The sequence below is a fragment of the Candidatus Goldiibacteriota bacterium HGW-Goldbacteria-1 genome (genome assembly GCA_002839855.1).
Lineage (GTDB): Bacteria > Oederibacteriota > PGYV01 > PGYV01 > PGYV01 > PGYV01.
Genome location: PGYV01000002.1, coordinates 75,316 through 89,275, shown reverse-complemented (window position 1 = coordinate 89,275; position 13,960 = coordinate 75,316). Strand labels below are relative to the sequence as shown.

At 42.1% G+C, this 13,960-nt stretch carries 13 protein-coding genes; all 13 read right to left on the bottom strand.

What is annotated here, in order from left to right; all coding sequences use genetic code 11:
- Nucleotides 1-308 precede the first annotated feature (308 nt).
- On the bottom strand, nucleotides 309-1,463 hold the full coding sequence (locus CVV21_01860; GenBank protein PKL92526.1) for a hypothetical protein: 1,155 nt from the start codon (nucleotides 1,461-1,463) through the stop codon (nucleotides 309-311).
- Between the two features lie 14 nt (nucleotides 1,464-1,477).
- A complete protein-coding gene (locus CVV21_01855) occupies nucleotides 1,478-2,356 on the bottom strand; it encodes a hypothetical protein (GenBank protein ID PKL92525.1) in 879 nt (292 codons plus the stop codon).
- Nucleotides 2,353-3,027: a cell division ATP-binding protein FtsE gene (gene ftsE, locus CVV21_01850; GenBank protein ID PKL92524.1), complete on the bottom strand. Its 675-nt coding sequence runs from the start codon at nucleotides 3,025-3,027 to the stop codon at nucleotides 2,353-2,355. The genes CVV21_01855 and ftsE overlap by 4 nt, the downstream gene beginning before the upstream one ends.
- Complete coding sequence (locus CVV21_01845) at nucleotides 3,003-4,406, bottom strand: MBL fold metallo-hydrolase (GenBank protein PKL92523.1); 1,404 nt, start codon at nucleotides 4,404-4,406, stop codon at nucleotides 3,003-3,005. The genes ftsE and CVV21_01845 overlap by 25 nt, the downstream gene beginning before the upstream one ends.
- Before the next feature lie 9 nt (nucleotides 4,407-4,415).
- Nucleotides 4,416-5,393, bottom strand: a complete 978-nt coding sequence (locus CVV21_01840; protein PKL92522.1) for an ATP-dependent 6-phosphofructokinase — start codon at nucleotides 5,391-5,393, stop codon at nucleotides 4,416-4,418.
- Nucleotides 5,394-5,488: 95 nt separating this feature from the next.
- Nucleotides 5,489-6,064, bottom strand: coding sequence for a hypothetical protein (locus CVV21_01835; GenBank protein PKL92521.1), 576 nt, complete (start codon nucleotides 6,062-6,064; stop codon nucleotides 5,489-5,491).
- Nucleotides 6,065-6,068: 4 nt separating this feature from the next.
- Nucleotides 6,069-6,974: a hypothetical protein gene (locus tag CVV21_01830; GenBank protein ID PKL92520.1), complete on the bottom strand. Its 906-nt coding sequence runs from the start codon at nucleotides 6,972-6,974 to the stop codon at nucleotides 6,069-6,071.
- Nucleotides 6,975-6,979: 5 nt separating this feature from the next.
- Complete coding sequence (locus CVV21_01825) at nucleotides 6,980-7,918, bottom strand: hypothetical protein (protein PKL92519.1); 939 nt, start codon at nucleotides 7,916-7,918, stop codon at nucleotides 6,980-6,982.
- A 1-nt stretch (nucleotide 7,919) separates the two neighbouring features.
- Nucleotides 7,920-8,339 carry a biopolymer transporter ExbD gene (locus tag CVV21_01820; protein PKL92518.1) on the bottom strand — a complete coding sequence of 140 codons (420 nt, stop codon included), beginning with the start codon at nucleotides 8,337-8,339 and terminating at the stop codon, nucleotides 7,920-7,922.
- Between the two features lie 28 nt (nucleotides 8,340-8,367).
- Complete coding sequence (locus tag CVV21_01815; GenBank protein ID PKL92517.1) at nucleotides 8,368-8,775, bottom strand: hypothetical protein; 408 nt, start codon at nucleotides 8,773-8,775, stop codon at nucleotides 8,368-8,370.
- The gene (locus tag CVV21_01810; protein ID PKL92516.1) at nucleotides 8,756-9,490 is read right to left on the bottom strand and encodes a MotA/TolQ/ExbB proton channel family protein; all 735 of its coding nucleotides are present in this window, start codon (nucleotides 9,488-9,490) and stop codon (nucleotides 8,756-8,758) included. The genes CVV21_01815 and CVV21_01810 overlap by 20 nt, the downstream gene beginning before the upstream one ends.
- A 32-nt stretch (nucleotides 9,491-9,522) precedes the next feature.
- Nucleotides 9,523-12,597, bottom strand: coding sequence for a hypothetical protein (locus CVV21_01805; GenBank protein PKL92515.1), 3,075 nt, complete (start codon nucleotides 12,595-12,597; stop codon nucleotides 9,523-9,525).
- Between the two features lie 44 nt (nucleotides 12,598-12,641).
- The gene (locus tag CVV21_01800; GenBank protein ID PKL92514.1) at nucleotides 12,642-13,898 is read right to left on the bottom strand and encodes a hypothetical protein; all 1,257 of its coding nucleotides are present in this window, start codon (nucleotides 13,896-13,898) and stop codon (nucleotides 12,642-12,644) included.
- Between the last annotated feature and the right edge of the window lie 62 nt (nucleotides 13,899-13,960).

Below are 13,960 nucleotides of genomic sequence, written 5' to 3'. Positions count from 1 at the left end.
GCCGCACCTTAAAAGGTGCGCCTACCAAATCTAGAGATAAAAACCAACCGCCCAAACTGAAACCTGCGGCTTATTTCTTATTATCACGTTTATTATCACATTTATTGTTTGTTATCATGTTCTTTTTCCACTTGGCATTTCTGCCGATACTACAACCTTTAGCTGCCCTTTTGTTCTCATCTAAAAACAAATCAACTACCGCGGGCTAAAGACCCGCGTCTACCAGTACATAAATCTAAACAACGCACCCTAAAGGGTGCGGCTAGCAAAGCAAAAAAAAATATAAAACAATAAAACACAAAAGATTATTACCTCATCAGGTATTTAAGCGGGTCGACGGTGCCCTGGCTGTTTCTTATTTCAAAGTATAACTCATCCCCATAAAATGACTCTGTGTCGCCGGTTTTGGCTATCACGTTCTTAATGCCCACCTTTGACCCTTCACTAACCAATATTTCAGAGAGATGGCAGTAAACCGTGTAGTAGCCGCCGCCGTGCTGAATAACTATCATTTTTCCGTAGCCTTCAAACCAGTCAGCGTATTTTACTATCCCTGAAAACACCGAATATACGGGCATTCCGTACTTGGCGCCTATGTGAATTCCCCTGTTATAAATTATGCTTCCAAATTTAGGGTGTTTGAATTTGCCAAACCTGGCAAGTATGTTCCTGCTGTCCACCGGCCACGGGAAACTTCCCCGTTTTTTCCCAAACGCCTCTGCCGCGCTTGCGTCAGATAAATCCGCGCTTACGCGCAGTTTTTCCATAAGTTTTGTAAGGTTCGCGGCGCTTTTTTCAAGTTCCTTTAACATCTGCGTCCTGCGGTTTATATTATTCCTGATATTCTTAAGGGTAACGTGTTTGCGCCATATTTCGTTCTGTATCCTTTTTTCGCGGTCTTTCTTTTCATTTTTCAGCGCTTTAAGTTCATTGCCGTATTCCACAAGGGCCGCTTTATCATTTTCAAGTTCAATAACCAGATTTTTATACGTATTTATTTTTTCAACATTTTTTCTGCCCAGAATTTTGGTGAACTTGTACCGCCTGATAAGCTGCCCCATATCTTTGGATTTAAAGATAAGTTTTATGTAACCGTCTTCCTTTTTCTTATACTGTTTTGCAAGCATCTCTTTTACGTCATTTTCCCTGTCCTGCATCTCTTTTTCTGCCTGCGCTATCCTTGTTTCTATCTCTTTTATCCCTTCAGTGACCACGCTTATATTGTTATCAAAGACCCTTAATTCCTTGCGGGTGATATCAATTTCTTTTTCAATACCTCTAAGAGAACCTGCCGTCAGTTTTTCCTGTTTTTTTTCCGCGGCTATTTTTTTTCGTTCCTGTTCAATCCTCTTTTTAACATCGCTAAGTTCGCTTTTTTTATCCTTTAATATTTTTCTGTAATCCTTTGCCTGCGCCCCAAAAAGCCCTGCGGCAAAGAATAAAACCGCGAATGTTAAAACCAATAACCTGCTTAACTTCACTTAAATATCCTTCCCTGCGACATTAAACTTCCGGTTAAACCCAGCAGCGACCCCGCGCCTGTCATTCCAAGTATAAATTCGGCGGATAAAATGGTTTTATCAAACGCGTAAAACGCCGATAAATCTATACCGGTTTCCTTCTGCACCTGAAACATCAGAAAAGACACCACGCCATACAGTATAAGCCAGCCCATAACCCCGCCCAGAAAGCCGTGTATAAGCCCTTCAAGGATAAACGGCAGGCGTATATCCGCCCCTGTAGCGCCCACCATTTTTAACACGTAAATGTCCTGCCTTCTGTTATAGATGGTTAATTTTATTATATTGGACACTACAAGCAGCGCGGCAATCATGAAAATTATACCCGCCGCCCCCGCTATGTATTTTACCGCGTTGATTACGTTTAAAAGGTGCTCTATTTCAGCGGCCCCGTATTCCACCTCTTCAACCGAAGATTTTGACCGTAACACGCTTACAGCGTTTTTAATCTCCTGAGCTTTATATTCCGTAAATTTTACCGATATGGAATCCGGCAGCGGATTGCCCTCAAACGACGCAAGAATTTTCTGCATTTCCGGGTCTTTTGAAAAGTCCTGATACGCGTCGTCTTTGGAAATATACCGGGCTTCTTTTATCCCGTTCATTGCCGCAATCTCATCGCCAAGCATCTTTATCTCTTCGGCGGATGTGCCGTCCTTTAAAAACACTACAGCTTCAACCTTATTCTGCATTTCATCCGCGGCAAAGTTAACCACTGTGTGAATTATATAAAATCCGCCCAGCATGGTGACAGCCAGTATAATTGTGCCTATGGAAACAAAACTCATAAACCCGCTTCTTTTAAAGTTAAGGGCAACCTCTTTAAACAGCCTCATTCTTCTATTCTCCCGCCGCGCAGTTTTATGGACCGAAACCCGCTGTTTGAAATTATTTCCTTGTTATGGCTTGCCATAAGCACGGTTGTGCCTTTCGCGTTCGCGTCCTTAAACATTTTCATTATTTCCGACGCGCTTGTTTCGTCCAGATTACCGGTGGGCTCATCGGCTAACAGCACGGGCGGCGACATTATAAGCGCCCTTGCTATAGCCACTTTCTGTTTTTCTCCGCCGGAAATATGCCACGGATTATGGTCTTCCCTGCCTGCAAGCCCTATTTTTTCAAGGCTTTCCATGACAGTATGTTTTATGAATTTTTCCGGCGCTCCCGTGATTTCAAGCGGCAGCGCCAGATTTTCATAGATGCTTCTTTCAAAAATAAGTTTAAAATCCTGAAATACAAAACCAATCCCGCGCCTGTAAAACGGCACCTTGCCGTGGGAAAGGTGTGAAATATCCGTATTGTCCACCACAATGCTGCCCATATCCGGGGTTTCTTCCCTGTAAAGAAGTTTTAAAATTGTGGTTTTTCCCGCGCCGGAAGGCCCGGTTAAAAATACAAATTCGCCCTTTTCCACTTCAAAATTAATGTCAGTCAGCGCCTGTATGTTTTTTTCATAAACTTTAAATACCCTGCTGAATTTAATCAAGGGTCTATCACCTCTACGTATCCCGGCTCGGGATTGTAAACATTTTCAATCCCGGCGGCTTTTAATACTCTCATAAGATCTGCCTGTTCATCTTCTTCCCCGTGAACCAGCAGCACTTTTTTTAACTTTGGCCCCGATGCTTTTTTCACGAATTCCACAAGGTCAGACTGGCCCGCGTGTCCTGAAAATTCGTCTATCTTTTCCACCCTTGCCTGCACCGTGTGCGGCTCGCCGAAAATTTTTATGTTTCTGTCACCCTGCACAATCTTTCTGCCAAGGGTATTTGCCGCCTGATATCCCACAAAAAGAATGGTGTTATTAGGATTATCCACTCCGTTTTTTAAATGGTGCAGTATCCTGCCGGCTTCGCACATACCCTGCGCGGAAAGCACTATACACGGCTTCTTATACTCGTTAATAGCCATTGATTCATCCACGTCCCTTGTGTACTTTACAAGTTCCAGATAAAACGGATTATTATTATTGGCAATATATTCCATCATTTTTTCGTCAAAACACTCTGAATGTTTCTTAAAGACTTCTGTCGCTTCTATGGCAAGCGGGCTGTCCACAAATATGGGCATAGCCGGTATTTTATTCGCGATTGCAAGCTGATTTAAAACATAAAGCATTTCCTGCGCCCGCTCTACCGCAAATACCGGTATTATCACCCTGCCGTTCTTTCTATAGGTCTCTGTTATTATCATTGACAGCCTGTCCTGCGCTGTATCAATAGCTTTATGATCCCTGCTGCCGTAAGTACTTTCAAGTATCAGATAATCCACATCATATACTTCATCCGGGTCTTTCAAAATGGGCAGCGAACTTCTTCCTAAATCGCCCGAAAAACATATTTTAATTTTTTTATTACCCTCTTTAAGTTTTACAACAGCCATAGAAGAACCCAGAATGTGCCCCGCGTTAAGCAGGTATGCGTAAAGGCCGTCTGTAAGCGGAAAATTTTCCCCAAGGTTTTTTGGAACAAACTGCTTTAAAGCGGCCTCTGCCTGAGCTTCCGTGTACAGCGGGTCAAACGGCGCTTTGCCCTGTTTAATCCTTTTTCTGTTTACGTATTCAAGGTCTTTTAACTGGACAAACGCGGAATCCGGCAGCATTATTGAACATAAGTCTTTTGTGGCATAAGTGGAATAGATGTCCCCTTTAAAACCCTGCGAAGTAAAGGTGGGTATGTTGCCTGAATGGTCAATATGCGCGTGGGTAAGTATCATTGACTGTACATCTGACGGCGGCAGCGGAAAATGCCTGTTTCTTTCATAACTTTCTTTCCTTTTGCCCTGTATCATTCCGCAGTCTATCGCGAAATTCTTCCCGTCTTTTTCTATTATGTGAAAAGACCCTGTCACTTCACGTGCCGCTCCGCTGAATTTAAGTTTTAACAAGGGGTTCTCCTATAAAGAAAATATTTTATTCATTTCGTAAGAGTCTTTGTCAATATCCCTTTCTTTTCCGGTTACATCTTTCATCTCATGAATTACAATCTTTTCACCCTGAATTCCAACCATCTTGCTTTCGCCTGTTTTCATTTTTTTAATAAGTTTAACCGCATTGTATCCGAAACTAAGACCTAATTTTCTGCTTCTTGCGGTCGGCGTGCCGCCCCTTTGAATGTAACCCAGCACAGAACAGCGCACTTCAAAACCCAGTTTCTTTTCAAGTTTAACCGCAAAATCAATACCGCTGCCAAGCCCTTCGGCCATAACTATTATGCTGCTGCTTTTTCCCCTTTTTATGCCTGCCTGAAGGGAATTCGCTATCTTTAAAAGGTTAAAATCTTTTTTAAATTCAGGTATAAGGATAATTTCCGCGCCCCCTGTTATCCCGCATTCAAGCGTTAAAAAACCGTGCTCCCTGCCCATTAATTCCACGATAAAAACCCTTTCATGCGAAGCCGCGGTATCCCTTATCTTGTCAATCGCTTCAAGCGCCACATTGACAGCCGTGTCAAACCCTATTGTAAAGTCAGTCCCATAGACATCATTATCAATTGATGCCGGTATAAATACAGTTGGTAATCCTGTTTCTTTCGTGACGGTGTACGCGCCCATCCTTGACCCGTCGCCGCCAATAACCACAAGCCCCTCTATAAGGTTGCGCTTTAAAAAAGAGTATGCCTCTTTTCTTTTTTCCGGCAGCCTGAAATCTTTTGACCGCACAGTCCTTAATATTGTGCCGCCCTTATTTACAATATTGCTTACCGAATATGATTCCATCTTTTTGAACATGTTCTGCAGAAGGCCGCTGAAACCCTCTTCTATCCCGTAAACTTCCATTCCTAAACCTATAGCGGTCCTTACCACGCCCCTTATGGCGGCGTTCATGCCGGGCGCATCTCCTCCGGTTGTCATTACGGCAATACGTTTAACCATGATTAATACTCCTTTGAATTTTAAATAAGATTATTGGCGCTAAACGCCGCCTGATTTATGATAAAAACGGGGTAATCAATTATTGAAAAAATTTGCTAAATACTAATCTGCCTGTTTTTGCCCGCAGACTTCCACATTATTACTTTTAATTCTTCTTCATCCCTTGTTTCCCAATACATTGTGGTATCAATCACTTCAAGGTCCGTGACATATTTCTTTTTTATGTAATCAAGCACTTTAACCGCTTTAATATGGTGTTCCGCGTTTCTGGTGAACATTTTTATATAAGGGCTGTACATGAATTCGTATTTTTTTACCGTAATCTTATGCGTTGAAAGCGGGTCATCCACAAGCTGCATGGACACAGTGGCCATGCTTCCGTTTTTATCAAACGAAAAGGTTAAAGGGTCATTTCCATGGTCAATAAACAGCGAAATACCGTCAAGATAAACTTCCGCACTGCTTACCTTTCTTATTTCCCCGCCGAATTCCGGCCCTGTAATTTCTTCAGGTTCCGGAGTATTCTTTGTTTTTCTGCTCATGGTATGGAAATTTTCTGTTATAAACTGATATTTCCATCCGCTTATAGATGATATATCGGCAAGTTCTTCTTCAAGCTCTCTTAAAATTTCCCTGTGGGATATGGTGCCCCTGTATTTTAAATAAGCCACAATTTTACCCTTTTATCCTGAAGACTACCCTTCTGTTTTTTGGAACATTTATATCCTTGTACGCTTCAAATTTAAAATTATTCTTGGGAAGTTTTAACGCTTCCACAATAACCTTTTGAAGCGTCCTTATCTGTTCGTTTGCAACAGCTTCATCATCAGAATATACTTTAATGATTACAGGATAAAGGTTGCTCATCTTAATGTAATCCTTTACCTCTTCAATGGCATTTTTGCCGTCTTCAGTAAGCCTTTCCCTTCTTTTTTCCTGAAACATCATGGCTTCAGCCGCTTCCAGAATAAGAGTGCCGTCTTTCTTATACTTTATCGCGTTAACCACGCGCGGTTCTTTTCTGTTAACAGCCCCCGGATTTCCTGCTTTGTCCATCCAGTAAAGCCTGTATGTATATCCGGAATTCATCCTTAATACATATCCTTCTTCATCAAAACCATCCCACGAAAACTGTTCCGGCAGGTTGCCTGACCCTTTAAGTGTCTTAACTGTTTTACCGGCAAGATCAGTAATTTTGAATGTCCATTTTTCAATTTCTATATTCTGTTTTTTAAGCGCCAGGTTAAAAATAGGAGCTTCTTCAAAATAATCAAAATTCGGGTGATAATCCGCGCGTTCTTCATATACGGAATCAGGAAGGCTCATCTTAACATTCTTAATGTCTTCCGGAGCCATTGACAAAAACGCTTCTTCAGTCTTTATGACTTTACCGGCAGTTTCATTTATATCCGTTTTGATGTCCATGTCCGGTTTCTCTGTCTGAATTTTAATTTTAAGCTGGCCTTTTACAACAATTTCCTGCCCGGAATCGGCGCCCTGTCCAGCTTCCGCGGCAAAAACATCCGCGGAAAATATTACAAGCGCGAAAAGACAGGCCGTTAATACAGCCGTTTTTTTCATTAAAATCACCTCTCTAATTGGAATCTGAATACTACGACTCCGGATTCATCGGCGGAGGTAAGCGAAGGCGCGAACATAAACTGCATTATCGCTTCCATCGCAAGCTGATCCAGTTCTCCATAACCTGATGATGTCTGTATATACGCATTATCTTTGACGCTTCCGTCCGGTTTAACGGTTACATTAATAAAAACTTCAGCCTGAATGTTCTTTTCCTGCGCCCATAAAGGGTATGTGGGTTTTGCAGCCCTTAACACCCTTCTGTTTGCAATCTGCCCGGTAATTAAAAGTGCGCCTTTTTTTGGGGCTATCTCTATTTTTTCCTGCGCCGCGGCTTTCATAACGGGAGTGGGTTTGTCTATTTTAATTGTTTCAGGTTTTAAGGCCGGCTGTGAAGACTTCATTGTGCTTATGCCGGGCCTTGCAGAAGGCAGAAAACTTGTGGAAGGCTTCTGGCTGCTTAAAGAAACCTTCTGAGAAGTGGTGGCTATTTCCCTCTGCTGCGACTGATTAAGCTCCACCGCTTTTATCTGCGCAGGCGATAATTTTGTTTTTCCTATTTCATTGCTTATATCTATTTTTTTCATAGCCGGATCAAGTTTAGCCATTTTATCCAGCGCCAATGCCTGCGGTTTGGACATTTCCAGCTTTGGTTTTTCCATCATTGCCTGGGGTTTTGCAAGTTCCACTTTTGGCGCAGACTGTTTAATAGGAATTAACTGCTTAAACATATCTGCCATGCTTTTGGGTTTCTGTATTTCTACCGGCTTTTGCTCGTCCGGCACCGTTTCCATCATTGTTATTTCGGTCAGCGTGTAATCAGCCAGTGTCCTTTTCTGTTTTGCCTGAAATGACAAAAACATTAAAAATGCAAGTACATGCACTGTAATCGAAAACGCAAAACTGCCTGAAGTTCCCTTTACGTCAAAATCGCCGGCAAACATTTTATATCCCCTCTTTTTTATGCTGTGTAGCAAAGTATATTTTATTTGGTTTTGCTTTTTTTGCGGCTTCCATTACATCCATAACAGTGCCGTTTTCAAGAAGTTCATCAGCCTTGATAATTACCACCTGTTCATCAGACTGCGCAAGTTTTCTTGCCAAAACGGGCTCCATCTGGGCAATACTGTATACCACGGTTTCATTCACGTTTATCTTGCCGTCTTTATCTATTGTTATTGTCACGTGGTCTTCATTTTTAGACTCATCCGTTGCCGCTTTAGGCAGCGTCACCGAAAGTTTTGACTGCGTCATCATGGGCGCCGTTACCATAAATATGATAACAAGCACAAGGCAGACGTCAACCAGCGGTGTTACGTTTATTTCTGTTATCGGTTCTGCGTCATCGCCGACATCAACACTCATGGCTTTCCTCCGGTTATATTAATTTTATTTACTGCTTTTCTTCTTTCATAAGGGTAAGCGTTTTAGCGCCCGCCTTTTTTGATTCGTCAAGAATAGTGACAAGCGTTCCGTGCTGCACCACCCTGTCAGTGGTAATCATAACCAGCTTCTTTTCATTTTTTGCAAGCAGCGCTTTTAAATGTGCCACATACTGGTCAGGCTCCACTTTATTATTATTGATAAGTATGGACCTTGCCGTAAGTTTTACCTGTATGGCGTCGCTTTTGGTGCTTTTCCCGACTGACGCAGTCACCTTGGAACTGTTTACAATTATACCGGACTGCACGGTCATAGGAGCGGTTACCATAAAGATGATAACCAGAACCAGCGCGATATCTACAAGCGGGGTAACATTTATATTTGTTATCCCTTCGTCGCTATTTCCTCCGGCCTGCATTGGAGCCCTCCGCGTAGTTCGCAAGTAATACCAGCATTTTTTTAGCCATAGCTTCCATTTCTACCGCTATGTTTTTTACCCTTTTTGTGTATATGTTAAACATAACAACGGCCGGGATAGCAACTGCAAGGCCCGCGGCCGTGGCTATAAGGGCTTCGGCTATACCTACCATAACAACTTCCGGCCCTCCGCCGGCTGACGAAGCAAGGTCTTTAAAAGCTTTTATGATACCAAGAACCGTTCCAAGAAGCCCGATAAACGGCGAAATGTTACCCAGGGTTCCAAGGACGCCAAGGTAGCGTTCCATGTTTATCTTCTGTTCCATATGGGCAACTTCCATAAGCTTTGAAACTTCTTCCCTTGGAAGAAACCTGTTTTCAAGCCCTTCAAGAATAACTTTTGGAACGTTGCCTTTTGTATTTTTGCAGAATTCTTCCGCTTCTTCAAACTTTTTATCAACTATATAACCCTTAATCTTGGCCATAAATTTATCTGAATCAAGTTTATTTTTCTGAAAATACATAAACCTTTCCACGGTTACGCCCACAACAACAATTGAAAGCACAAGCATAAGTATAATAACCCAGCTGCTTCTTAACACCTGAAGCGTGTCAATCTGGTAGCCGCCCGCTTCTCCGCCTTCTGCTGCAAAAAGAGCTCCGGCAAAAAACACTGAAAGTACAAAAGTTAAAACCAATGTCAAACTGCGTTTCATTCTACTTCCTCCTTATTTGATATGATATCTTATTATTTTGTCTTTGGTACGGTTACTTTAAACGCTTCCGGATATGCCTGCTGAATTGTGGGAATCCTGTTTGTTGCAAAATCCACATATTCCTTTGTTCCGTTGCTTACCTTTATTACTTCATAAATCCTTACCGCGTCTTTCCACGCCTGCTTCTCTTCGTACTTGCCTGCCAGATCCACAAGCCCGTTTAACCTGTATACGTTATCAGCGGGCTTAACGTCAATTAATCTGTTATATGTCTCTATCTGTTTCTCAAAGTTCTCCGTTGTCCCATAGATATTTCCCATTGTATAAAGCGCCTGTATTTTTTCATCATCTGTCCCTGTCTGATAAACCTCTTCATACGCTTTCAGCGCTTCCACATAACGTTTCTGCTCAAAATAAATCTGTGCTATATAAGCCTTTAGCCCCTTGGATTTATCGTCATCGCCGAATTTCAACATAAAGCTGTTGTAAATTTTAATGGCGTCGTCGTGCTTTCCAAGTTCCGTATAAGCAAGCGCGGAGTTGTACATGGAATTATTGGCATACTGGCTGTCCGGATATTTTTCAAGGATACGTTCGTAATAGAATATCGCTTCCGGGTAGTTTTTAACCTGAAAAGCCGTCGTGGCAAGGTTAAAGGTGACTTCCGCGGCAAGTTCATGCTTTGGATAGTTTTTTACAAAAGCTTTATACGCCGCAATAGCGTCTTCAAACCTTTTAAGTTCCTGATAGCACGCAGCCACATAATAGTTGGCGTTAATAGCCATAGAGTCATTCGGAAACTGCTCTATTAATTTATTGAACGTATCAATGGCTTTTTCAAATTTATTGTTTTTGTAATAAAGCTCCGCCGCTGAATATAAAGAGTTCATAGCCAGGTTGCTTTCCGGATACTTTTCATAAAATTCAAGCATCATGTCCGGATTTTCCTGTTTTTCAGCCTTTACAAACATCGCTCTCTGCATTCCCTCTTCCACATTCTGTATCTTGTTGCTGTCCGGATATTTTTTAAGGAAATCGTTATATGATTTTACAGCTTCCGCTTCTTTGCCGGAATTGTAATAAACTTCTGCAATCGCAAGCATTGAATCTTCCGCCAGTTCCGTGTCCGGAAATTTTATCATTACCTGCCTGTACCAGTCTATTGCAGTCTGATACTGCTGGGCTTTAAAATAAATATCAGCGGCTTTAAATGTAGATTCCGCCGCCCTTTTGCTTTTGGGGTAATTAATGGCGGACGTTTTCCACGATTCTAAAGCGTCGCCGTACGCTTCCATTATTTCCTGGGCTTTACCTTTCTGAAAAAGCGCTTCTGCCGTAAGTTCGCCGTTTTTATCTTTAGAGTGAGAATAAGCAAAATCTGTATATTTTACAATAGCGGTTTCAAAATTCTTTTCGCTGAAATAAGAGTGAGCGATTAATATTTCACACGCGCTTTTTACTTCGGCGTTTGTAAGATTGCTGTTGATTACGTCCCTTGCCATTGTCCTTGCGCCCTGAAAATTTTCAAGTTCATAGTAACACCATGCAAGATTAGCCCTTGCTTCATTTGTAATATCACTTTCATAATAGTCATCCAGTATTGATTTAAACGCCTTTGCAGCCGGCCCAAAAAGCCCTGTTTTAAAATACGCCTGCCCTAAATAAAAATACGACCTTGCCCTTATTTTCTTGCCCTCCGGATCCTTAAACTTTGCGGAAAGCTGATTTAAGGAATGCGCCACTTCTGTGGCAAGCATGTCATACTGTTTCTGATTGTAATATGAAAGCGCCATCATTAAAAGCGCCGCTTCAGAAATATTGCTGTAGTTGAATTTTTCAAGTATAAACCTGTATCTCGCTACCGCCTGGTCATACTGTTTTTTATTGTAATTGGCATTGCCAAGCAGGTAATAACCGGTGGCTATGTCATCGTGCGTGGTAAACTTCTGCGTAAAACTTGTAAGAATTTCTTCCGCCTTATCATATTGCCCAAGGTTAAGATAACACCAGCCCGCCCTTAACTGCGCGGATGCAAGCGCATCGTAAATGGTGGGATAGTCGCTTATCACCTTCTCATATGAAACAAGTGCGCCTTTATTGTCATCAAGTTTTCTGGCGCATTCGCCTGATAAATATCTGGCGTATGCCTTCACCCTTGCGTCCCCGCCGCCTGCCATTACATTGTCGTATGCTTTTGCGGCTTCCTTATATTTTCTGTCATTAAAAAGCGTGGAAGCATATTTTAATGACGCATAAGGCGTAAGTTCGCTTGCGGGAAATCTTAAAATAAAAGCCTTGTAATCTGCCGCGGCAACCGGAAAATTCAACCCCTTATAAAAAGCTTCCGCTTTATTATACTGCGCGCTTTCAAGGTATTTGCTTGTTTTAAATTCTTCCCCAAGCTTTTTAAACGCGGTTGCGGCTTCAAGATATTTGCCGGATTTTGTAAGGCTGTGCCCCATATAATAATACGCGGCATCTCTTTTTATTCTTTTAAGTTTTTCCGCGGACGCGTCGTACCTTTCAAGGTAAAAATCTATAATACCGCCTATAAGTTTTACTTTTTCATCCGCAGCGTAAAACGGGTTTTTTTCAAGAAACTGCGTAAGTTCCCTGTCCGCTTTTTTATATTCAAGAAGATTCAGGTATGAAAGCGCAGTAACATAAACAGCTTCCATATGAAAAACGCTTGATGAAAATTTAAACCTGTAATTGGTTAAAAGTTCAATTGCCTGCGTATATTTCCCCATATTATAAAGGCATTCGCCCATTTTATACATGGCTGAATCCGCGTATGGCGAAGAACCAAATTCATCAACAACTTTCTTGTAAGCGTCAAATGCCGCCTGATATTTTTTCCCTTTATAAAAGATTTCCGCGTTAAGGTATTTTGCCCTGGAAGCTTCGTATCTATTGGAATTTTTCCAGCGTTCCGCAAAGTTATTCATTCGTTCTATTGTTGCGGACGCATCCGGCGCAGCTTTATACGCTTCTATTGCGGCCTGCCAGTCTTTACTTATTTCTTTTCCCTTATCATCTTCCGCGAAAACAGGCGCGGATACGGCAGCGCACAAAATTATGAATAAAACTGTAAGTTTTAATTTCATTTTTTCACCTTTTCAATATTGGTTTTTATTTAAGCGCGCCTATATTACTCTTCCAGCTCTATAGTACCGGGCTGATTAAGAAGCGAGCTTGATATTTTGACGCTTTCGGCGCCTGATTCGTTTACCTTTCCGTTTTTGTCTATTGCCTTCATTACGCATTTATATTCGCCGTCAGACACAGGCAGGCCGCGGTCGTCCTTGCCGTCCCATATTATTGACGCCGGCGGATTATCATCACCGCTGTAGCTTCTTACCACGTCGTCATCTTCGTTGATTATATTAAGTTCCCATTCTGTTATAGGATACTTTGTACTTGCGTATATTGTAAGTGTGGTGTTTTTTCTTGTTCCTACAGGTGAGAATATTTTTGGTTCCGCGCTGACATTAACATCAAAACCGCCGAACATAAACGTAAATGATACCCTGTGCGTCATACCAAGCACGCCTAACTGCTGTGATAATTCCTGCGATGACAGCGAGTAGTCAACTTTATAATTTTTAAGAAACTTGTATCCGGCGCCAAAAGTTATTTCCGTTTCATCCAAACCCGCCCTTATGGCAAGGTCGTTAATAGGATATACTTCAAGCCCCATCTTGAATTTTAAGCCTTTATTTGACATTTCTTTTTCCACATCAAGCGTCGGTATAATTCTTTCACCCAGAAATTTTCCGGCAATACCAAACTTTATCACCATTGGGAAAGTCTCTGTCAGTGTGTCAAGTTTTACGGCGGGCGGAAGAAGGTTTATTACACTTAAACCAAAGCTTACATATTCCGAAGGGACAAACATTAAACCAAGGTCAGCGCCATAACCCGCGCCGCTTTTATCATATACAGATTCCATAATTACCTTAAGGTTAATACCCGCGCTTAAAGACCCTACAATATCACGCGCGTAAGAAACAAAAATTGCCTGATTTGAAATGTCAAAATTACCCCTTGCCTCCCAAAGTTCCGACCTGCCGTCAAAATTTGACGAACCAAGGCGGACATATGCAAGTCCAAACGTACCCACTCCGGAAAACGGAACGGACGCCGCGGCAAAATCATACATTGTGTCTTCATATAATATCACATGCATAAGTGTAAGCTGATAAGGGTTCTGCTGCGCAAGTCCGGCGGGATTGTAGTAAACCGCGGAAGCGTCATCTGCAAGGCCGGTAAATGCCTTTCCCATTCCAAGCGAGCGCGCGCCGGCTCCCCAGTTTAAAAACTCGCCGGGAGTCCCGTAATCGCCATTGGCCAGAGAAACAGCCGAAAAAGCCGTTAAAATTGATATCACCAGCAGTAATTTTTTCATTAATATCCTCCTGCGTTATATGTTAATAACAGATGGTCGGATGCACAGATGCTCGGATGGTC